17 protein-coding genes and 2 pseudogenes are annotated in these 22,622 nt (G+C 26.3%); 4 read left to right on the top strand and 15 right to left on the bottom strand.

Annotated features, from left to right (window positions below):
* Positions 1-39 precede the first annotated feature (39 nt).
* The 4 genes from HU701_RS01250 (at position 40) to lpdA (ending at position 6,623) form a co-directional block, all read left to right on the top strand.
* Positions 40-1,089, top strand: coding sequence for a GMP reductase (locus HU701_RS01250; protein ID WP_158346206.1), 1,050 nt, complete (start codon positions 40-42; stop codon positions 1,087-1,089).
* A gap of 221 nt (positions 1,090-1,310) precedes the next feature.
* Positions 1,311-3,974, top strand: a complete 2,664-nt coding sequence (gene aceE, locus HU701_RS01255) for a pyruvate dehydrogenase (acetyl-transferring), homodimeric type (RefSeq protein ID WP_178919106.1) — start codon at positions 1,311-1,313, stop codon at positions 3,972-3,974.
* A 13-nt stretch (positions 3,975-3,987) separates the two neighbouring features.
* Entirely contained in the window at positions 3,988-5,145 is a 1,158-nt protein-coding gene (locus tag HU701_RS01260) for a 2-oxo acid dehydrogenase subunit E2 (protein WP_248594362.1), read from the top strand.
* Positions 5,146-5,198: 53 nt separating this feature from the next.
* Positions 5,199-6,623: a dihydrolipoyl dehydrogenase gene (lpdA, locus tag HU701_RS01265; protein WP_158346210.1), complete on the top strand. Its 1,425-nt coding sequence runs from the start codon at positions 5,199-5,201 to the stop codon at positions 6,621-6,623.
* A gap of 133 nt (positions 6,624-6,756) precedes the next feature.
* Here the strand turns inward: lpdA and speD are convergent, their stop codons facing one another.
* The 15 genes and pseudogenes from speD to murE form a co-directional block, all read right to left on the bottom strand.
* Complete coding sequence (gene speD, locus HU701_RS01270; RefSeq protein ID WP_158346212.1) at positions 6,757-7,554, bottom strand: adenosylmethionine decarboxylase; 798 nt, start codon at positions 7,552-7,554, stop codon at positions 6,757-6,759.
* Between the two features lie 27 nt (positions 7,555-7,581).
* Positions 7,582-8,442, bottom strand: a complete 861-nt coding sequence (gene speE / locus HU701_RS01275; protein ID WP_158346214.1) for a polyamine aminopropyltransferase — start codon at positions 8,440-8,442, stop codon at positions 7,582-7,584.
* A gap of 204 nt (positions 8,443-8,646) precedes the next feature.
* Complete coding sequence (locus tag HU701_RS01280) at positions 8,647-9,357, bottom strand: 5'-methylthioadenosine/adenosylhomocysteine nucleosidase (protein WP_178919492.1); 711 nt, start codon at positions 9,355-9,357, stop codon at positions 8,647-8,649.
* 27 nt (positions 9,358-9,384) lie between these two features.
* Complete coding sequence (gene erpA, locus HU701_RS01285) at positions 9,385-9,729, bottom strand: iron-sulfur cluster insertion protein ErpA (protein WP_178919108.1); 345 nt, start codon at positions 9,727-9,729, stop codon at positions 9,385-9,387.
* 226 nt (positions 9,730-9,955) lie between these two features.
* Positions 9,956-11,110, bottom strand: coding sequence for a cell division protein FtsZ (gene ftsZ, locus HU701_RS01290; protein WP_178919110.1), 1,155 nt, complete (start codon positions 11,108-11,110; stop codon positions 9,956-9,958).
* A 49-nt stretch (positions 11,111-11,159) separates the two neighbouring features.
* A complete protein-coding gene (gene ftsA, locus HU701_RS01295) occupies positions 11,160-12,416 on the bottom strand; it encodes a cell division protein FtsA (protein WP_158346220.1) in 1,257 nt (418 codons plus the stop codon).
* 348 nt (positions 12,417-12,764) lie between these two features.
* Complete coding sequence (locus tag HU701_RS01300) at positions 12,765-13,697, bottom strand: D-alanine--D-alanine ligase (RefSeq protein WP_158346222.1); 933 nt, start codon at positions 13,695-13,697, stop codon at positions 12,765-12,767.
* A 12-nt stretch (positions 13,698-13,709) separates the two neighbouring features.
* Positions 13,710-15,142, bottom strand: a pseudogene (gene murC / locus HU701_RS01305) (UDP-N-acetylmuramate--L-alanine ligase).
* 24 nt (positions 15,143-15,166) lie between these two features.
* The gene (gene murG / locus HU701_RS01310) at positions 15,167-16,228 is read right to left on the bottom strand and encodes an undecaprenyldiphospho-muramoylpentapeptide beta-N-acetylglucosaminyltransferase (RefSeq protein ID WP_158346224.1); all 1,062 of its coding nucleotides are present in this window, start codon (positions 16,226-16,228) and stop codon (positions 15,167-15,169) included.
* A pseudogene (gene ftsW / locus HU701_RS01315) lies at positions 16,229-17,350 on the bottom strand (cell division protein FtsW); the annotation flags it as partial.
* Between the two features lie 30 nt (positions 17,351-17,380).
* Positions 17,381-18,697, bottom strand: coding sequence for a UDP-N-acetylmuramoyl-L-alanine--D-glutamate ligase (murD, locus tag HU701_RS01320; RefSeq protein WP_158346228.1), 1,317 nt, complete (start codon positions 18,695-18,697; stop codon positions 17,381-17,383).
* Complete coding sequence (gene mraY, locus HU701_RS01325; RefSeq protein ID WP_158346230.1) at positions 18,687-19,763, bottom strand: phospho-N-acetylmuramoyl-pentapeptide-transferase; 1,077 nt, start codon at positions 19,761-19,763, stop codon at positions 18,687-18,689. Before mraY ends, murD begins: the two co-directional genes overlap by 11 nt.
* Positions 19,747-20,337, bottom strand: coding sequence for a glutamate ligase domain-containing protein (locus HU701_RS03095; RefSeq protein WP_226856609.1), 591 nt, complete (start codon positions 20,335-20,337; stop codon positions 19,747-19,749). Before HU701_RS03095 ends, mraY begins: the two co-directional genes overlap by 17 nt.
* Complete coding sequence (locus HU701_RS03100) at positions 20,313-21,128, bottom strand: UDP-N-acetylmuramoyl-tripeptide--D-alanyl-D-alanine ligase (RefSeq protein ID WP_226856610.1); 816 nt, start codon at positions 21,126-21,128, stop codon at positions 20,313-20,315. Before HU701_RS03100 ends, HU701_RS03095 begins: the two co-directional genes overlap by 25 nt.
* A complete protein-coding gene (gene murE / locus HU701_RS01335; protein ID WP_178919112.1) occupies positions 21,097-22,617 on the bottom strand; it encodes a UDP-N-acetylmuramoyl-L-alanyl-D-glutamate--2,6-diaminopimelate ligase in 1,521 nt (506 codons plus the stop codon). The genes HU701_RS03100 and murE overlap by 32 nt, the downstream gene beginning before the upstream one ends.
* Positions 22,618-22,622 lie beyond the last annotated feature (5 nt).

The raw sequence follows: 22,622 nt of genomic DNA on the forward strand, positions 1-22,622 counted from the left end.
ATATGTTCTATACATAATGATTTTTAGGAAATCAATTAAATGCGCATAGAAGAAGATATTAAATTAGGTTTTAAGGATGTTTTAATCAGACCTAAGCGGTCTATTTTAAAAAGTCGTTCTGAAGTTGATCTTATTCGCTCTTTTACTTTTAAGTATGCTCATAATAAATGGTCTGGTATTCCGATTATCGCTGCAAATATGGATACAATTGGAACATTTGAAATGGCTTTTTCTTTGTCAAGTTTTAAGATTTTAACTGCGATACATAAATATTATTCCTTTGATGAATGGAAAGTGTTTGTGAGTAAATCAACAGAAAAAACACTTGAACATGTCATTGTATCAATTGGAACATCTGATTTAGATTTTTTAAAAATTCAAAAAATTTTATCATTATCTTCTAAATTGAAATATATTTGTATTGATGTTGCTAATGGTTATTCTGAATACTTTGTTTCTTTTTTAAAAAAAGTAAGAGATGCATATCCCAATGCAATTATTTGTGCTGGAAATGTCGTTACTGGAGAAATGGTTGAAGAACTAATTTTATCCGGAGCCGATATAGTTAAAGTTGGTATTGGACCAGGATCAGTTTGTACTACAAGAATAAAAACAGGTGTAGGTTATCCTCAACTTTCAGCCATTATAGAGTGTGCGGATGCTGCACATGGATTGAATGGTCAAATTATTAGTGACGGTGGATGTATTGTTTCTGGTGACATTGCAAAAGCTTTTGGAGGTGGATCAGATTTTGTAATGTTGGGAGGTATGTTATCAGGACATTATCAATGTGCAGGAAAAATTATTAAAGAAAATTTAAAAAAATTCATGTTGTTTTATGGTATGAGTTCTACTTCAGCCATGAAGCGTTATTCAGGGAAGATAAGAGGATATCGTGCTTCAGAAGGTAAAATAGTGAAAATACCTTTTCGTGGAAATGTTGATATAACTGTACGAGATATTTTAGGGGGCCTTCGATCTGCTTGTACTTATGTAGGTGCTCAAAAATTAAAAGAGTTAACTAAGAGAACTACTTTTATAAGAGTAAATGAGCAAGAAAACCGTGTTTTTAATGATTTTACATATTGATATCAATTATATATCATTTTAAAAAATTTAAAATAATAAAATCAATAAAATTAATTATTTATAGTTGATTTTGTTGATTTTTTTTATAAATTAATAATTCATTACTTGTAAAATAGACAAAATTTTTTTTAGAAAAATTTTATTATGTCTTCAGTAATAATTCATTTAATATTTTTAATTTAAATTTTATTATTAAAAATAATATATAAGGAACTTGTACCATGTCAGAAAATTTATATGATGACGTGGATCCAATTGAAACTAATGATTGGGTACAATCAATTGAATCTGTTATCCAAAAAGAAGGTATTAGAAGAGCTCGTTTTTTAATTGAAAAAATTTTAGAACGATCTCAAATAAATAAATCAGATTTTTTTAAATGTTTTTTTACTAGTAATTATATTAATACTATAAACGAGCAAGATGAAATTGAATACCCCGGGGATTTAATTCTAGAAAAAAAAATTCGTTCTGCCATTCGATGGAATGCTATTATGATGGTATTGCGTGCATCAAAAAAAAATTTAGAATTAGGCGGTCATTTATCGTCTTTTCAATCATCCGCTACTATATACGAAGTTTGTTTTAATCATTTTTTTCGCGCTAAAAATCATTATGATGGAGGTGATTTAGTATATTTTCAAGGTCATATTTCTCCTGGAATTTATGCACGATCATTTTTAGAAGGACGTTTATCTATAAAACAAATTGATAATTTTAGACAAGAAGTTGATGGAAATGGATTATCTTCTTATCCTCATCCTAAATTAATGCCTAATTTTTGGCAATTTCCCACTGTTTCCATGGGACTTGGTCCTTTATTTTCTATTTACCAAGCTAAATTTTTAAAATATCTTCATAATCGAGATTTAAAAAATACTTCTAAACAAACAGTTTATGCTTTTTTAGGTGATGGTGAAATGGATGAACCAGAATCTAAAGGAGCTATCTCTATTGCGGCTCGTGAAAAACTAGACAATTTAATTTTTATAATTAATTGTAATTTACAAAGATTAGATGGACCAGTTGTAGGAAATGGTAAAATTATAAATGAATTAGAAAGTTTTTTTTATGGAGCAGGATGGAAAGTAATCAAGGTAATTTGGGGTGGGAAATGGGACATTTTATTAAAAAAAGATAAAACTGGAAAGTTAATTCAATTAATGAATGAAACAATAGATGGTGATTATCAAACATTTAAATCTAAAAATGGCGCTTATGTTAGAAAGTATTTTTTTGGAAAATATAAAGAGACATTAGAATTAGTTGAAAATATGACAGATGAAGAGATATGGAGTTTAAATCGAGGTGGTCATGATCCTAAAAAAATGTTTAATGCAATAGTACAAGCAAAAAAAACTAAAGGAAAACCTACAGTTATTTTAGCGCATACTATAAAAGGGTATGGTATGGGCATGATTGCTGAGGGTAAAAATATTGCGCATCAAATAAAAAAGATAAATATGAATGGGATTATGTATATTAGAAATCGTTTTCACATTCCTATATCTGATAAAGAAGTAGAAAAATTACCTTATATTACTTTTGAAAAAAATTCTAAAGAATATTGCTATATGCAGAATCAAAGAAAAAAATTAGGCGGTTATATTCCTTTTCGTTTATCTAGATTTACTCAAAAATTAAATCTTCCAGATTTAACAGATTTTAAATCGTTGTTAGAAGAACAAAATAAACACATTTCCACTACAATAGCTTTTGTTCGAGTCTTGAATTTAATTTTAAAAAATGATTCTATTAAACATTTAATTGTACCTATTATTGCTGATGAAGCGCGTACTTTTGGAATGGAAGGTTTATTTAGAAAAATTGGAATTTATAGTCCTAATGGACAAAAATATGTTCCCCAAGATCGTGAACAATTAGCATATTATAAAGAAGAGAAAAAAGGACAAATATTGCAAGAGGGAATTAATGAATTAGGAGCCGCTTCATCTTGGCTTGCTGCTGCAACTTCCTATAGTACTAATGATTTTCCTATGATTCCTTTTTATATTTATTATTCAATATTTGGTTTTCAACGAATTGGTGATCTTTTTTGGGCTGCAGGTGATCAACAAGCAAGAGGTTTTTTAATCGGTGGCACATCTGGAAGAACAACTTTAAATGGTGAAGGTTTACAACATGAAGATGGCCATAGTCATATACAGTCTTTAACAATACCAAATTGTATTTCTTATGATCCTTCTTTTGCTTATGAGGTTGCAGTTATTATACAAGACGGGTTACGAAGAATGTACGGACCTATACAAGAAAATATATATTATTATATTACTACAATCAATGAAAATTATTACATGCCAGCTATGCCTAAAGGAATAGAAAAAGGAATTTGCAAAGGAATTTATAAATTAAAAACATTATATTCTACTCAATTAAAAATACAATTAATGGGTTCTGGAGCTATTTTACGTTGTATATGTGAAGCTGCTGAAATTTTATCTAATGATTATTCTATTACTACTGATATTTATAGTGTAACTTCTTTTACCGAATTAGCTAGAGATGGAGAAGAGTGTTTAAGGTGGAATATGTTGCATCCGAAAAAAGAAAAGAAAATTGCCTATATAAAAAAAGTTATGAATTCCGCTCCTGCTGTTGCAGCCACTGATTATATGAAATTGTTTGCAGAGCAAATACGTAATTATATTCCTTCAAAAGAGTATTTTGTATTAGGTACAGATGGTTTTGGGCGATCAGATAGCCGTGAAAAACTACGCAATCACTTTGAAGTTAGCGCCCATTATATAGTTTTAGCTGCTTTAAGTTTATTAGTAAAATCAAATCAAATGAATCAACAGGTAGTAGAAGATGCAATTATTAAATTTAATATCAATGCAGATAAAATTAATCCACGTTTAGCCTAAGAGGTGAGATAAAGTGCATATTGAAGTTAAAATGCCTGATGTTGGTTTAGATGAAGTAGAAGTAACAGAAATATTAGTGAAATTAGATGAAGAGGTAAAAATAGAACAAGGATTAATTACTGTTGAAGGTGATAAATCTTCTATGGAAATACCTTCTCCGATATCTGGAATTATAAAAAAAATAGATGTAAAAGTTGGAGATAAAGTTTCTACTGGTTCAGTTATAATGATTTTTATGACTAATCAAACAAATTCTATTAATCAAGAAAAAGAAAGTGTTGATACTTTTGAAATTAAAAAATCAACTATTAAAAAAGATATAATACATGCAACACCGTCTGTAAGAAGATTGGCACGTGAATTAAATATTAATTTAAGTGATGTTTTAGGTTCCGGAAGAAAAAATCGAATTTTAAAAGAAGATCTTGAATCCTACACAAAAAAATTTTTTCATGATGAATACAAATTAAAAGTGGAAAAGATCGAAATAAATCATTTACAAAGGAACGTTGGAAAAAATTTGTCTAATAATTGGATAAATATACCTCATGTCACGCAATTTGACGAAGTAAATATTACTACATTAGAAGAATTTCGTCAAAACTATAATAATGAAGAATGTAAAAAAAATATTGATTATAAGAACGTTACTATATTAGTTTTTGTTATAAAAGCAGTATCGCACGCACTATTAAAGTTTCCAATTTTTAATAGTTCTTTATCAAAAGATAAAAAAACAATTATTCTTAAAAAATACGTGAATATTGGTGTTGCTGTAGATGTTTCAAATGGATTACTAGTTCCGGTATTAAAAAATGTTAATAAAAAAAGTATTGTTCATTTATCATCTGAATTAATATTGATTTCTGACAAAGCTCGTAAAAATAAATTAGATCGATTAGATATAAAAGACAGTTGTTTTACAATTTCAAATTTAGGAAGTGTTGGAGGTTATTGGTTTACACCAATTATTAATTCTCCTGAAGTTGCAATTCTTGGAGTTTCAAGAGCAGTAATTAAACCAACTTGGGATGGCAAAAATTTTATTCCATCTTTAACCTTACCTTTATCTCTATCTTATGATCACCGCGTTATTAATGGGGTAGAGGCAGCTCGTTTTATTTGTTTTCTAAAAAAATTATTGTCTGATGTACGATTTTTAATTATGTAATTTTGTATAAATGAAGTATTTTTTTGCAACATTCATTATCAAAAGAGGTTTATATGCATCAAAAAATTCAAACAGAAGTAGTTGTTATAGGTTCAGGACCTGCTGGTTATTCCGCGGCTTTTAGATGTTCTGATTTGGGATTAGATACAGTTTTAATAGAACGTTATGACAAATTAGGTGGTGTTTGTTTAAATGTGGGATGTATTCCTTCAAAGTCTTTATTACATATAGCAAAAATTATTAAAGGCGCAAAAGATTTATCTAAATCAGGAATTTTTTTTAATGAACCTTCCATTGATATTAAAAAAATTCAAGATTGGAAAAAAAGTATTGTTAATAAACTTACAACTAGTTTGTATAATATAAGTAAAAAAAGAAATGTAAGATTTATTCAAGGTTTAGCTCATTTTGAAAGTGATCACAATATCATTGTAGAAAATAATGAGAATCAATTTGATATTTCTTTTAAAAATGCCATTATTGCTACTGGTTCGAACTCAATTAAAATGTCTTCATTAACAATACAAGATCATAGGATTTGGAATTCTACAGATGCTTTATTGTTAAGAAATATTCCAGATCGTTTTTTGATTATAGGAGGAGGAATTATTGGTTTAGAAATGGCTACAATATATAGTGCATTGGGATCAAATGTAGACATTGTAGATCGTTTTGATACCTTTTTGCCTTCAGTGGATAAAGACATCTCTGAAATGTATACAAAATCGATTAATAAAAGATTTAATCTATTTTTAAATACACATGTTACAAACGTAGAGCCTAAAGAAAATGGTTTAATTACTTCTATGTTAGTCAATAATATAAGTCATGATATTCGTTATGACAATATCCTAGTAGCGATCGGACGAAAACCTAACATTAAAAATTTAGCATTAAATAAAATTGGCATAAAATTGAATGATTTTGGTTTTATTGAAATAAATAACCAATTAAGAACTAATATACCTAATATTTATGCGATTGGTGATGTTACAGGTTTTCCAATGTTAGCTCATAAAGCTATTCACGAGTCACATATCGTTTCTGAAGTTATTGCTGGTAAAAATCATTTTTATGAACCTAAAGTAATACCATCTGTAGCTTATACTGATCCTGAAATTGCTTGGGTAGGTTTTAGCGAAAAAGATGCCATAAAGTCAGAAATAGATTATGAGGCTTCTGTTTTTCCTTGGAACTCTTCTGGAAGAGCACATGCATCAAATTGCACAATAGGCATGACAAAATTAATTTTTAATAAAAAAAATAAACAGTTAATTGGAGGTGCCATAGTAGGTGAAAATGCTGGCGAGTTAATCAATGAAATTACATTAGCAATTGAGATGGGATGTGATGCAGAGGATCTTTCCTTGACTATTCATGCTCATCCGACTTTAAGTGAATCAATTTGTTTAGCATCCGAAATTTTTCAAGGTACAATAACAGATTTATTAAATGTCAAAAAAAACAATTTTATATAATATTTAATATAATTCTTTTAGAACAAGAAAAGATTATAGAAATTATATTTCTATAATCTTTTCTTGTTCTAAAAGAATTATATTAAATATTAATTTTTTAGAAATGTATAAAATTGTTTTAATTTTATACTAGTTATATTACTGGAATATTTCTTCCATGATATATTTCTCTCATTTCTTTCCATAATAAATCTTCAATATATGAATGTTCTTTTTTTGATAAATCTTTAATACTAGTATTAAATAGATAATTTTGTAAATGAAATTCTCTTAATAGCATTCGAGTGTGAAAAATGTTTTCTTGATATACATTTACATCAACCATTTCATACATAGATTTAATATGATCAGACATAAAATTTTGAATAGAATTGATTTTATGATCAATAAAATGTTTCACTCCATCAACATCTCTAGTAAATCCTCTAACACGATATTCAATTGTTACTATATCTGATTCTAACTGATTAATGAGATAATTTAATGCATTAAGTGGAGATATTATACCACAGGTTGAAACTTCAATATCTGCTCGAAAAGTACAAATTCCGCTTTGGGGGTGGCTTTCTGGGTATGTATGGACACAGATATGACTTTTGTCTAGATGAGCTAAAACAGAAGACGAAATAATATTATTATTTTTTTTTTCAATATTGACTGTATCTAGATTTATCGGTTCCTCACATACTAATATAGTTACACTAGCGCCTTGTGGATCATAATCTTGATGAAATATATTTAGCACATTAGCACCAATAATTGAACATGTTTTTTTTAATATCTTTGTCAATCGGATAGCATTATATTGTTCATCAATATATGCAATATAGCTATTTCTTGAATTATTAGTATTTGCATAACAAATATCATAGATACAAAAACTTAGGCTTTTTGTTAAATTATTAAAGCCATATAATTTTAGTTTTTGCAATTTAATTACTCTCCTATGAAAGTATTTCTAACTTTCATCTAACGTATTGATTATATATTGAGGCAAAACAAAGCTGCTTATGTGTATTTGAGGGCTGTAATAATTAAAAATTAATTTTGTTTTTTTTATGCGAAATTTTAATTTTTCAAGATCAATCAAGCGTAGCTCTATATTATCAGACCCCCATGCAAATATCATTATCCCTCCATAATAACTAGGAATTGCTGCTTGATAGAAACTAGTATCATAAAAATATTTTTTTAAATTTTTATGAGTTGAAATAATTTCATTTTTTTGAAAAAAGGGAATGCCGTTTTGTGATACAAAAATTCCATTTTTTTTAAGAATTTTTTTACAATATAAATAAAACTTTGAAATAAATAAGTTTTTTCCAGGTCCAACTGGATCAGTTGAATCAGATATAATTAGATCAAATTTTTCATTAGTTTTTTTTACGAAAGATAAGCCGTCATCAATAATTAGTTTTAAACGAGGGTCTTCATATGCATTATTGCTATGTTTCGGAAAATATTTTTTACATAAATTAACAATGTTAACGTCAATTTCTACCATGGTAATATTTTTAATATTTTTATGCTTACATATTTCTCGTAATATACCTCCATCGCCCCCACCTATTATCAATACATCTTTTATATTTCCATGAGAAAATATAGGAACATGACTTAACATTTCATGATATATAAATTCATCTTTTTCTGTTGTTTGGACAATGTCATCTATAGTCATTATGTTGCCCATAACTGAATTATTAAATATTTTAATATCATGGTGTTTATTTTTTTTCTGATATAACATTGTATCAATTAAAAAATATTGCCCAAGATGACAATGAAGTTTTTCATGCCATATTTTGTTATTAATCATGGTATTTTTTACCTTTAAATATATTAATAATAAATTATTTAGTAATTGATTTTAAGTGTATTGAAATAATAGAATTTATTTTTAGATTTTTTAAAGAAGGATAATGATTTTTTTTAAATATTTTAAGTATTGCATCATGGATTACTATTTAAAAATATTTTAATTTAGTAAAGATTACCAAAAATATTAAAACAATGCTATTATTTATTCAATAGATTTATACAACTGTGTATTTTCTAATATTAATTGAACTAAATTAAAAGATTGTAATGATGCAAGAGATATATTTTTTTTAAAATTTGATGTAGCCTGTGTATCAGATAAATCAGATATTGATTTTATAACAATCAATGGAGTGTTAAATTGATAACATACTTGAGCTATTGCTGTAGATTCCATTTCCACTGCAATAGCACGAGAAAATTTAAATTTTAGTTTCTCAATGAAATCTTTCCCTCTAACAAATGAATCCCCAGTGATAATTAGCCCTGTATAAAATTTAACATTGAATTTTACAGCAGTTTCTATAAGTATATGATATAAAAATTTATTTATTTTAAAATTTTTTGGATATTGAGGTATTTGACCTATAAAATACCCAAAATTTGTTAAATTTACATCATAATAGCATAATTTGTTAGGAATAATGATATCTCCTATAGCTATCTTAGGATCTAAACTCCCTGCTGAACCGCTGTTAATAATGATATCAATTTGAAATATGTTTATAAGTAGCATTGCTGCAATACTGGCTGAAACTTTTCCAATTCCTGATTTTATTAAAAAAATATTATTTTTTTTAAATTTTCCTATGTAAATTTTAAATTTTCCAATATTTTTTGTTTCTTGATAATGTATAATCTTTTTAAATATTTTAATTTCTTGATCTATAGCTCCAACAATTCCAATATTTATATTCATATTAATTAATTTTTATTATTTTCAAATATTAAATGACGAACCGCATCCACATGTATTTTTTGCATTGGGATTATGTACTACAAACTTTGATCCTTCTAAATTTTCTATATAATCTATTTGACCACCATCTAAGTATTGCAAACTAATAGGATCTATAATTAAATAAACATCTTCTTTACGAATTAATATATCATCTTTATTTATTTTTTCTTCAAAAACAAATTGATATTGAAAACCACTACATCCGCCACCAAGAATGTATATTCTTAGTTTTAAATTTTTATTTTTTTTTATTAAAGTAAAATTTTTAATTTTTTTAACAGCATTTTTTGTTAATTTAATATGATTATTAATAACTTTTTTCACTGTAGATATATTCTCAAAACATTTAGATGTTGTTTAAAATAATATGCTATATTTTATCATAAAATAAATAATTTAAAGAAATTAATAAAAATTAATTGTCAACAACTTATTTTATTCCTTGCGCCGATAGGATATTTTTTTATTGGCGCAGGTTAATTATATAATAAAAAATATAAAAAGTAATATAATTAAATTATATTTTTAGTGAATTTTTTTATTTAAACAATTAATCAGATCTTTTTCTAAGAAATGCAGGAATATCTAAATATTCTGGTTCTTTGCGTTTTGCATGCTCTGTTTCTTTGACTTCATTTTTTATATGTTTTTTATCTATTGTAGTAGAAGAGCTATTTAAATATTGATAGCGATAATCCATTAATGTTTCTTTAGAAGATTTTTTTTTAATTTGATTAATATCTGAGTATTTTTCCATTCCAATACCAGTTGCTACTACTGTGACTCGAAGTGTATCATTCATATCAGGATCTAAAGATGTTCCTATTACAACTGTTGCATTATCTGAAGCAAAAGATCTAATAGTGTTTCCTACAGTTTCAAATTCATCTAATTTTAAATCAAAACCAGCAGTAATGTTCACTAAAACACCTCTAGCTCCTGATAAATCTATATCTTCTAGTAAAGGGCTAGATATTGCTATTTCTGCAGCCTCCTCAGCGCGATTTTCTCCTGAAGATATTCCTGTTCCCATCATCGCATATCCCATCTCTACCATAACAGTTCGAACATCAGCAAAATCTACATTCATAAGACCAGGTCTTGTAATTAGCTCAGCAATACCCTGTACAGCGCCTTTTAAGACATTGTTTGCAGCTCCGAAAGCATCTAACAAGGAAATACCTCGACTGAGTACTTTAAGTAATTTATCGTTCGGTATCGTAATTAAAGAATCAACATACTTAGATAACTCAATAACACCTTGGTCAGCTACAATCATTCTTTTTTTACCTTCAAAATTAAAAGGTTTTGTTACTACAGCAACAGTTAGAATACCTAACTCTTTTGCGATCTCTGCTACTACTGGTGCAGCTCCAGTTCCAGTTCCTCCTCCCATTCCAGCGGCTATAAATACCATATCGGAACCATCTAGTGCTGATTTTAGTAATTCTTTATCTTCTTCTGCTGAGTTTCGTCCAATTTCCGGATTTGCTCCAGCTCCGAGTCCTTTAGTAATATTATTTCCTATTTGAATAGTTTGTCCTACTTCTATTTTTCTTAAAGCTTGGGCATCAGTGTTAATGGCAAAAAATTCTACACCTTCAATGCGCTCTCTAACCATATATTCAACTGCATTTCCACCGCCTCCACCTACTCCAACTACTTTAATTATTGCATTGTTACTTAATTCTACAGGTTCAAACATAATTTAATTCCATTGTATATCTTGAATTTTAGAGATGTGTAAAATTGATTTAAAATTCTTTTTTAAACCAATTATTAATTTGTTTAAACCATTTTTCAATAAAAGAACTTTCTTTTTTCAAATTTTGAGATTGTAAGTAAAATTCTTTTCCATAGTGTAATAAGCCCACTACTGTTGAATAATGTGGTTCATTTATATTTTCTGTCAACCCTGAAATATTTATAGGTTTAGCAATGCGAATTTTATTTCTAAAAATTTTTTCTGCGCATTTTTTTATTAATGAAATACTTGAAGCGCCTCCTGTTAATACTATACCACTTGATAACTGATTTCTTCTTCCTTCTTTATAAAGTTTCTTTTGTATATAAATAATTCTATTGTTAATCAAAGTTAACAATTCATTATACCTTGATTCAATTACTTCTGATACAGCACCAAACTGTATGTTTTGAAATAAGTTCTGATGCTTTTCAGATAATTCAATATTACTTGATGACTCTATATTTGTTTTTAATGCCGATTCATAGTTTATTTTTATAATCTCTGAATCAGAATAAGAAGTATTGAAAGCATATGAAATATCTTTAGTAACAATATTTCCTGCATATGGAATAACTTGGCTATCTTGTATAAATCCATCGATATATGTAGTGAAATCTATCGTTCCCCCCCCTATATCAATCATACATACACCTAATTTACACTCTTCTTTACTTAATACAGATTTACTAGATGCTAAACCTGAGAAAATAACTTGATCAACCTTTATATTACATGTTTCTACTGCTTTGATAATATTTTTAGCTATATTTTGATGACATGTAATTAGATGAACTCTTACTTGCATTCTTGTTCCCGATAAACCTATTGGATTTTTTATTCCAGATTGTTGATCAATTGAATATTCCTGCGGAATAACATGTAATATATGATGTTCGTTAAGAATTTTAACTGATTTAGCAGTATGTATTACGTTTTCTATGTCTTCTTTTGTAACTTCGTCTTCAGAAATAGGAACTATTCCAATTTCATTTTGACAATTAATATATTTGCTAGATAAAGAGAGATACACGGAAGTAATATTGCAATTAGCCATGGTTTCAGCTTGATAAATAGATTTTTGTATACATGAAACAACTGAATCTAAATTATTAATTCTTCCTTTATCTATGCCTTTTGATTTACAAATTCCAACTCCAATTATTTTTATTTTACTATCTATTGAAATTTCGCCCACTAAAGTCACTACTTTAGTAGTTCCTACTTCTAGTCCTACTACCAATTTTTTATTTGTTGATATAATCATTCTTTCTTAGCCTATACTATATTTTTTAAATTATTAATTTTTATTCTAAATTAGAATTTCGCATATTTTATATTATAGTTATTTGACATCAACAATGTTTTTAAAATTTTTTATTTAGACAGAAATAAGTTTTAAAAATCTAATTTTTTAAAAATTTTTTGTATCAGATGCATTTTAAAAAAAAGTAAATTTTTAAATTTATAAATATCATTAAAACAACATTCTTAATTGATTATACTTTATAAGTAATAAAATATTGATTTAAATAAATTTTTTAAGTAAAAATAAATATTTTACGTTACTTTGATATCTTAAATATATTTGAAAATTGTAATATTAATAATTTTTTTAACTAGATGAGATAATAGTTTTATTTAGAATTTTTAGCACCAGTTCATCAAATGATATACCTATAGTATTTGCAGATATTGGAAGTAAACTACGATTTGTCATCCCAGGAATAGTATTTATTTCTAATAACCAAAATTTGTTGTTACTATCTAATATTATATCGATTCTACCACATCCATTACATCCTATTGTATTCCAGGCTTTTTTTGCTATTTTTTTTAATTTTTCTTCCTGTTTTAAATCTAATTCGCTTGGGCATAAATATTTAGTAGAAGATAGCTTATATTTTGCAGTGTAATCATAAAAATTATTTTTTGTAAGAATTTGAATAGAAGGTAATATTTTTTCACCAAGAATTGAAACTGTATATTCTGTTCCTTTTATAAATTTTTCCACTAAAATGTTATTACTATAATTAAATGCTATTTTAATTGCATTCTTTAATTGATCTTTTGAGTGAACTAATGTAATACCTATACTTGAACCTTGATTATTTGGCTTGACTAAAATGGGATATTCTAATTTATAAAATTTTCTTATTAAGAAGATATCTAAATTTTTCAAAATATCTTCTTTTTGAATATATATATCTGGTAACACAGAAAGACCAGCAGATTTCCATAATAATTTGGTTTTTTTCTTATCGAAAGCAATAGAGGACGCCATAATTCCACTGCCAGTGTAAGGAATATTTAAATATTCTAAAATCCCTTGAATACTACCATCCTCTCCTCCTTTTCCGTGAAGCGCTATATATGCAATATCAAATTTTTGTCGTTTTAGATGCATAATAGGAAAGTCACGTGTATCAAATGGATGCGCGTTAATACCAGATCGAATTAAACTCTTTAAAATAGCACGTCCTGATGCTATTGATATCTTTCTTTCTTCAGAGTTACCGCCTAACAATACTGCTACTTTTTTTTTCATATTGTCACTTTCTTATTTTTTAATGAAAATTTTATTAGCTATTTGTTCTATATCTCCAGCGCCTTGTATCAAAATAATATCATTTCCCTTTAAATAAGGAATAATTACATTTAATATTATTTTATAATTTTTGATTAAAATTATATCCATGTTTTTTTTTTTTTTTATATCACTTAAAAGTGATTCACTATCTGCTCCAGAAATAACATTTTCATTTGCAGAATAAACATCTAATATTAATAATGTATCTACTTGTGATAAAATTTTAACAAAGTCATCATATAAATTATATGTTCTTGTATATCGATGAGGTTGAAATATCATTATTAAATTTTTTTTAGGCCAACTAGTTCTTATTGTTTTAATATTCTCGGATAGTTCAGTAGGATGATGACCATAGTCATCTATTAACATAATATTTTTTTTTAAAATGTTATTTTTTTTAATTGATATTTTTCCAAGATACTCAAACCTTCTACAAGTACCTTGAAAATTTTTTAGTGATTTTAAAATTGTTTGATCAGATAGTTTTTGATATGTAGCGACAGCTATTGCAGCTGCTGCGTTTAGAGCATTATGTTTTCCTGCCATTTTTAAAGTTACCTCTAAATTCAATTCTTTCTTCCGAGATAAAGTAAAATGTGATATGAAGTTATTTTGTTTATAGCAAGAAATATAAAATTCAGAATTTTTATTGAATCCATACGTAATTATTTTGCATTTTATTTTTGGAATTATTTCTTGTATAGCAATATTATCTAGACATACTATAGCAGTACCATCTGACGGGATTGCGTTGATAAATTTTAAGAATGAGTATTTTAATAGATTAAAATCGTTATTGTAATAATCCATATGATCAGGTTCAATATTTGTTACAATAATAATTTTTGGAGTTAAGTAAAGAAATGAACTATCACTTTCATCTGCTTCTGCAATAAGGTAATTAGAATATCCTAATTTAGAATAAGAATTAATTGATTTAATTAAACCCCCATTGACAATAGTAGGATCTAATTTATTTTCATTAAATATATCAAAAATCATTGCAGTAGTAGTTGTTTTTCCATGTGTTCCAGAGACAGCTATTCCAAATTTGTCTTGCATTAAAATTTCCAGCATTTCTGCTCTTAATAATATCGGAATGTTTTTTTTTTGCCTTCTACAATTTCTGGGTTAGTCGATGGGATTGAGCTAGATATGACAATCAAGTCAACATTGTTAATATTTTTTTTAGCATGATTCAAATAAATCACTACACCTAATTTTTTTAATTTTTCTGTAATTTCGCTTTTTAGTATATCTGAACCGCTAATTTTATATCCTAATTGTAACAAAATCGAAGCAATTCCATTCATTCCAGAGCCTCCAATTCCTATGAAATGAATTTTATTAAATTTTTTGTTTTTTAAGAAGTTGTTTTTTTTTATATGTATAATGTTCATTTTATATATTTAATTGTTAAAAATTTATTTTTCAGAAATATTTTTAATTATTTTAAAAATTTTTTTTGTAGAATCTTTAACTCGGAAAGAAAGCGCTTTCTCTGCCATTGTGAGCAATTTTTTTCTATTTAAAGAACTTAATATTTGTAATATTAAATTTATATTAAATTTAGATTGATCAATAATTTTTGCAGCACCATTTTTTTCCAAGTCTTTTGCGTTTAATAATTGTTGTTGATCTTTATGTGGATATGGTATAAAGATTGCCCCAATTCCTACAGTAGTTATTTCACTTATAGTTAATGCACCAGAACGAGATATAATGATATCAGCCCATTTATATGCAGAAGCTATATCTTCGATAAAAGCATTAACTGTATGTTGGTGTGATCCGTATTTTTGATATTTTTTTTTTGTTGTTTCTAGTTCATTTTTTCCTGTTTGATGCCAAATAATAACTTTTGATTTTAAAAAAAATGATATTTTAGGTAAAATACTATTAAAAATAGATGCACCTTGACTCCCTCCAATAATTAATATTCGTAGAGGACCAGATCTATTTTTAAAACGATAAATAGGTGGTGGAATATTTATAATATCTTCGCGTATTGGGTTTCCTACCACTTCAGCATTCGGCAAAGAACCTGGAAAAGCTTGCATGTTTTTTGTTGATATTTTAGATAATAATCGATTTGTAATACCTGGAATTTTATTTTGTTCATGTAAAATAAAAGGGATATTTGAAGTCCAAGCTGCTAATCCACCAGGACCAGATACATACCCACCCATTCCTAATATAATATTTGGTAAATAATTTTTAATAATTTTCTTTATTTTTAAATAAGATTTAAATATATGTATTGGAGAAGAAATTAATGTTTTTAAATTAGCATTTCTTAATCCGTTTACGTGAATAAAATGCATCTTAATGTTATATTTTGGAACAATATCTGATTCTATCTTATTTTTTGTTCCTATCCATTTTACATGCCATCCATGTTTAATTAAATGTTTTGCTATAGAAATACCTGGAAATACATGCCCACCGCTTCCTCCTGCTATAATTATAATTTTTTTAGAAATCATTTAATCTTCCTTAGGTAGAGCTTGATTTTGACTTAATCTTAATTCAAAATCAATTCTTAATAAAATACAAATAGCAATTAAATTTACAATTAAACTTGAACCTCCATAGCTTATTAATGGCAAGGTTAGTCCCTTGGTTGGTAATATCCCAGTAACAGCGCCAATGTTAATTAATGTTTGAAAACTAAACCATAATCCAATAGAACAAGCTAAAAAACCTGGAAAAATTTCTTTTTTCTCTAAAGATTTTTGTCCAATGTACATAGCTCGAAAAGCAATAATAAAAATACCTAATAGTATTAAAAAACAACCTACATAACCTAATTCTTCCCCTATAATAGAAAATATAAAATCACTATGAGCTTCTGGTAAGTAGTTTAATTTTTGTATCGAATTCCCTAAACCCTGCCCAAAAAAATGACCTCTTCCTAAAGCGATTAATGATTGTGTTAATTGATATCCATTACCAAAAGGATCTTTCCAAGGATTCCAGAATGATAATATTCTATTAATACGATATGGTTTTGTTAATATTAAAGATATTATTATTATTAAAACTATCACAATAATTGAAAAAAATTGTTTTATTTTTGCTCCAGAAAGAAATAAAATTGACAAAGTAGTAAGAAACAAAACAACTACAGTTCCTAAGTCAGGTTCTGCTAATAAAAGAGCTGATTGCACAGTAATAATACCCATGGGTTTAAAAAACCCCCAAAAATTGTTATTTACTTCTTTAATTTTTCTTGAAAGATAATTAGAAATATAAAGAAAAGAAGAAATTTTGCATATTTCAGAAGGTTGTATATGCAATATACCTATACTTATCCATCTATACGATCCATGTACTGATTTTCCTAATAATAGTACAAAGATGAGCGATAAAGTTGACAATATTAGTATAAAATTACTATATTTTTTCCAAAAAACAACAGGAATTCTCAAAAAAAATAGAGATAATAAAAATATCGAAATAAAATAAAATACTTCCCTTTTCGCAAAAAAAAATGGGTCTTTATATAAACTTTGCCCTATTGGTATAGATGTAGATATTACCATTATTAATCCAGTAACACATAAAGCTAAAGTTAACCATACTAATAATCTATCATATAATATAATATTTTTTTTTGTATTTTTTTTTTAGAAACATTAACTTATTTCCTTTAATAATTTTATAAAAAGATTACCTCTTTCTTCAAAATTTTTAAATTGATCTTTACTACTACAACCAGGCGATAAAAGTATTACATCATTTTGTTTTGCTTGTTTTGAAATTAAAATAATTGCGTCTTTTAAATTTTCAACATAAATAGATTTTTTTTGAAATATTTGAGCTATATTTATACCGTCTTTTCCAAAACAATAGATTTTAATTTTTAACTGTTCTAAATAATTTTTTAAGATATTAAAGTCAGCGGATTTTTTATCCCCCCCTAATAACAACCATATTGTTCCTTGAGTTGAAATATTTTTTAAAGCTATTTCAGTACTGCTAACATTAGTAGATTTTGAATCATTAATCCAAGATATATTATTATGTTTATGTACTATTTGGAATCGATGTGGTAAGTTTTTAAAATTTTTAAGCACATTTTTAACTACATCTCGGGGAAATTTCATAGCATCTGAAATTGCTAACGCAACTAAAGCATTTTCATAATTTTGATATCCATATAGTAAAGTTTTTGATGCATTAATTATTTTTTCTTTTTCATGACACAAAAAATTGTTACCTTGTATATTTTTAATACAATAATTACTGTTGCTTGTTCCAAAAGTAATATATTTTTTTTGTTTATTTTTAAAAAAGCAATTTTTTTCTTTTAGATTTACTAAGCATATTTCTGTATTTTTATAAATAGATAATTTAATTTTTTTATACTGCTTAAATCCTTTTGGATATCTATCTAAATGATCCTCATTAATATTAAGTACTACAGCTATTTTTGATTTTAAGCTAAATATATTTTCAAGCTGAAAACTAGATAATTCTAGTATATATAAATCAGCTTTTTTTGATAATATATTTAAGACTGGAAATCCAATATTACCTATTAAATAAGTTTTATATCCTGATTTTTTTGCAATTTCTTTCACCATTGTTGCTACAGTACTTTTTCCATTAGTACCGGTAATAGAAATAATTGGAGATTCTACTTCTCTAGCAAATAATTCAATATCACTAATGATTTCAATACCTAGCATACGAGCTTCTATCAAAATAGGTTTATACGAAGAGATACCAGGGCTTATAACAATTAAATCTGATTCTAAAATCCATTTTTTTTCCAAACCTCCTAACTTATATTGAATATTTTTAGGAACTTTGTTTAAATAATTAGGTTTTTCAGATTCATCAATTATTTTAGGAATTGCTCCTTTTTTTAAAAAAAAATTAATGCAAGATATACCAGTTAATCCTATACCTAAAATTAATATTTTCTTTTCTGAATACTTATATGGCATTATGCATCCTTAAAGATATAATTCCTATCAGTAACAATATAAAAGATATTATCCAAAATCTAATAGTAATCAAAGTTTCTGATAAACCTTTTATTTCGTAATGGTGATGAATTGGAGCCATTTTAAATATTCTTTTTTTTTTAAATTTAAAGTAGAAAATTTGCAATATTACAGATATAGTTTCCATAACAAAAATGCCACCCATGATTATTAATAATAACTCCTGATGTAATAATATAGATATAATTCCTAATGCACCACCTAACGACAAAGAACCAACATCGCCCATGAATATTTTAGCAGGATAAGTATTAAACCATAAAAAACCTAGTCCAGAACCAACAATTGATGCGCATAAAACACTTAGTTCATTTGCTTGTTTTGAGTAAAAAACATTTATATAGTTAGATAAATAAATTTCAGAACTAAGAAAAGAAATTAAACCCAACCCGAATGATATTAGGATTACTGGCATAATCGCTAGCCCATCTAATCCATCTGTTAAATTTACACTGTTACTTGTTCCTACCATAACAAAATAAGATAAAAATATATAAAAATAATTTATTTTTACTATTGCTTTTCTATAAAAAGGAATTATTAACTCAATATTAATTTTGTTTTCTCTATTGATATACATAATATAAATAATTAATATAGCAATGATTGATAACCAAAAAAATTTATATAATATTTTTAATCCACTTGAGTTGTTAAACTTAATTTTTTTATAATCATCTAAAAATCCGATTAAACCATACCCTAATATAATAGACATAACATACCAAATATATATATTACATAAATCACAATAAAGAAAAACAGATAAACATATTGATATTATAATTAATATCCCTCCCATAGTAGGGGTTTTATTTTTTTTTAAATGTTCAATGGGCCCGTTAGTTCTTATGATTTGAAATTTTTGTAATTTTTTAAAATAAGATATAATATATGGGCCAATAAATAAATTTACAAAAAATGATGTTAGCAAACTAAACATTATGCGGTAAGAAATAAAATTAAATATTTTAAAATTTAAATATTTGTTAATTAAAAATATCATTTTTTTTATACTCTTTTATTAAATATTTTATAATTGTTTCCATTTTCATATTACGTGATCCTTTAATTAGAATTGTAGTTATATTTTTTTTTGCAATCTTTTCTTTTAATTTTTTCTTTAATATATGTTTTTGTTTTTCTGAAAAATGTTTTCCATTTTTACATATTTTAAAGATTTCACGACTATACTTTCCTAAGCTTAAAATATGATCAATATTTGATAAATTAGCAATATTTCCTATAATTTTGTGATATAGAATGCTTTTTTCGCCTAATTCGGCCATATCTCCTACAACTAGTATTTTATAACCTGGCATCTTTTCTAAAATTTTAATTGCTATGATCATAGAAGCAACGTTTGAGTTGTATGTGTCATTAATTAAAATTTTATTTTGACTCAATTTTATAGGTTCTAATCTTCCTGGTATAATAGGGGATTCTGATAAACCAATCTGAATTTGCTGTAATGGTGTATTCACTGAAAATGCAAGAGCGCTAGCAGCTAGAGCATTGGATATGCTTTGATATCCTATATATGGTAGTCTAATGTTTATTTTTCCAGCTGGTGTATGCATGATAAAACATGTTTGATATGAATAAATCTTAATATTAGTAACAAAAAAATTGCTTGTTTTTTTTTTTCGATAGAAAAATAAAATATTTTTTTATTTTTAATTTTTTTTTTCCATTGTGAAAGATGATGACTATCTAAATTAATAATTACTATGCTATTTTTTTTTAAATAAGAAAATATTTCTGATTTTTCTTTTGATATGCCTAATAATGATTTAAAACCTGCTAAATGTGAGTGATAAATATTATTTATTAACGCTACATTTGGTTCAGAAATATTTGAAATATAACGAATATCACCAGGATTATTAGCCCCTAATTCAATTAATCCATATTTATCTATTTCTTTTAATTTTAATAAAGTAATAGGCACTCCTATATGATTGTTTTCATTGTTCATAGTATATATTATGTTATTTTTTTTCTGAAGTATAGAAGCTGTCATTTCTTTTACAGAAGTTTTTCCACAAGAACCAGTGATAGCCAATATTTTTGGTTGAATTGTATTTCGAAGTGAATTAGCAATTTGCCCTAAAGCAATAGTAGTATTTTCTACTATGATATAAGAAATGAAAGATATAATTTTCTGGTTAGTTATGACTGCACAACATCCTTTTTTAATGGCTTCTTCGATAAAAACATTCCCATCAAATTTGTCACCTTTTAATGCAATAAATAAAGTATTGGGTACTATTTTTTTGCTATTTATGCTAATATGATGTATTGTGATATTTTTTCCATATAGTTCACCGTTTGTGATACTAGCAATTTTTTTTAACGACATAGGAATCATGTTGTTCTTCCAATAAATTTAAAACTGTTTCTTGATCTGAATGATAAATACATTTATCACCAACTATTTGATAATTTTCGTGTCCTTTACCAGAAATAAAAATTATATCATTAATACTTGATTGAAAAAAAACATAAGCAATCGCTTTTTTTCTATCTGGGATAATTGTTATTTTTTCTTTTTTTCTACATCCAGTGATAATTTCGTTAATAATTATATTTTGATTTTCATTTCTAGGATTATCATTAGTAATGATGACTTTATCTGCTATTTTTTCCGCAATTTTCCCCATTAACGGTCGTTTTTTTTTGTCTCTTTCCCCTCCGCACCCGAATATACACCATATTCTCTTTTGAGAATATTGTAATTTAATAGTTTTAAGCGCTTTTTTTAAAGCATCAGGAGTATGAGCGTAATCTATAATAAAAATTGGTTTTTTAGAAAAAACCAGTTTTTGCATACGTCCATATATTGGTTTAAGTTGGATAGATGTTTTAATTAGATCAGGTAATTTATAATTCATTTCTAACATACATGCAAGTGCTAATAATAAATTTTCTACGTTAAAATTTCCTATTAAACAAGTAGACAATGTACCATTTCCCCAGCTAGATTCAAATTTTATATTAGTTTTACTGCTATAAATTTTAATATTAGTCGCATTTATCCATTTTGTAGCATATTTTTTTTGTTGAGGATCTTTAATTGTTACTGCTACTGTATACTTATTAGAAAAATTTTTTAACCAATTTTTTGCATATCTATCGTTAGCATTTAATATTATTTTTTTGACTTGATGATTAGTGAAAAGAGAAAGTTTAGCTAATGCATATTCTTTTATACTTCCATGATAATCTAAATGATCTTGTGTTAAATTAGTAAATATTGCAATATAAAATAAAACATTTTTCACACGATTCTGAACTAATCCATGCGAAGACACTTCTATAGTGACTAACTTCACTTTATTTGACACTGAATGTAAAAATGATTGTATATCAATAGCTGATGAAGTCGTGTTGATTGTGGGTTTTAAGAAGTTGTAAAAACCATTTCCAAGAGTTCCCATTGTTGCGGTTTTATTACCTAATAATTCACTCCATTGATTTATTAGTTGTGATACTGTAGTTTTTCCGTTTGTCCCAGTAATTCCAATTACTTTTAATCGACTGCTTGGTTCACAATAAAATCTTCCAGCTAAGATTGAAAGTTTTTCAGAGATTTTAAAAAAAGATATTATAGGAATATTATTAATATAATTTATTTTCCCATGTTGTTTTTTTTTTGTAGTTTCAGATAATACTGCTGTTATTTTTTTAGAAAGCGCATCAAAAATAAAGTCATGTCCGTCTTTTTTCTTGCCTTTTATAGCTATAAATACATCTTTTGATGTTAATTTTCTACTATCTAAAACTAGATTATTAATATTGATTTTCGGAAGATTTTTAACCCAAGGTGATAAAAAATATTTTAAGTTTTTTTCTTTCATTGCAT

The sequence above is a fragment of the Buchnera aphidicola (Aphis gossypii) genome (assembly GCF_013394915.1).
Taxonomy (GTDB): domain Bacteria; phylum Pseudomonadota; class Gammaproteobacteria; order Enterobacterales; family Enterobacteriaceae; genus Buchnera; species Buchnera aphidicola_AZ.

What these genes read in the sequence shown, in the direction of transcription:
- HU701_RS01250 (WP_158346206.1), top strand. Translation starts at nt 40, where the DNA reads ATGCGCATAGAAGAAGATATTAAATTAGGTTTTAAGGATGTTTTAATC.
- aceE (WP_178919106.1), top strand. Translation starts at nt 1,311, where the DNA reads ATGTCAGAAAATTTATATGATGACGTGGATCCAATTGAAACTAATGAT.
- lpdA (WP_158346210.1), top strand. Translation starts at nt 5,199, where the DNA reads ATGCATCAAAAAATTCAAACAGAAGTAGTTGTTATAGGTTCAGGACCT.
- speE (WP_158346214.1), bottom strand. Translation starts at nt 8,442, where the DNA reads ATGATTAATAACAAAATATGGCATGAAAAACTTCATTGTCATCTTGGG.
- ftsZ (WP_178919110.1), bottom strand. Translation starts at nt 11,110, where the DNA reads ATGTTTGAACCTGTAGAATTAAGTAACAATGCAATAATTAAAGTAGTT.
- ftsA (WP_158346220.1), bottom strand. Translation starts at nt 12,416, where the DNA reads ATGATTATATCAACAAATAAAAAATTGGTAGTAGGACTAGAAGTAGGA.
- HU701_RS01300 (WP_158346222.1), bottom strand. Translation starts at nt 13,697, where the DNA reads ATGAAAAAAAAAGTAGCAGTATTGTTAGGCGGTAACTCTGAAGAAAGA.
- murG (WP_158346224.1), bottom strand. Translation starts at nt 16,228, where the DNA reads ATGATTTCTAAAAAAATTATAATTATAGCAGGAGGAAGCGGTGGGCAT.
- murD (WP_158346228.1), bottom strand. Translation starts at nt 18,697, where the DNA reads ATGCCATATAAGTATTCAGAAAAGAAAATATTAATTTTAGGTATAGGA.
- mraY (WP_158346230.1), bottom strand. Translation starts at nt 19,763, where the DNA reads ATGATATTTTTAATTAACAAATATTTAAATTTTAAAATATTTAATTTT.
- HU701_RS03095 (WP_226856609.1), bottom strand. Translation starts at nt 20,337, where the DNA reads ATGCATACACCAGCTGGAAAAATAAACATTAGACTACCATATATAGGA.
- HU701_RS03100 (WP_226856610.1), bottom strand. Translation starts at nt 21,128, where the DNA reads ATGATTCCTATGTCGTTAAAAAAAATTGCTAGTATCACAAACGGTGAA.
- murE (WP_178919112.1), bottom strand. Translation starts at nt 22,617, where the DNA reads ATGAAAGAAAAAAACTTAAAATATTTTTTATCACCTTGGGTTAAAAAT.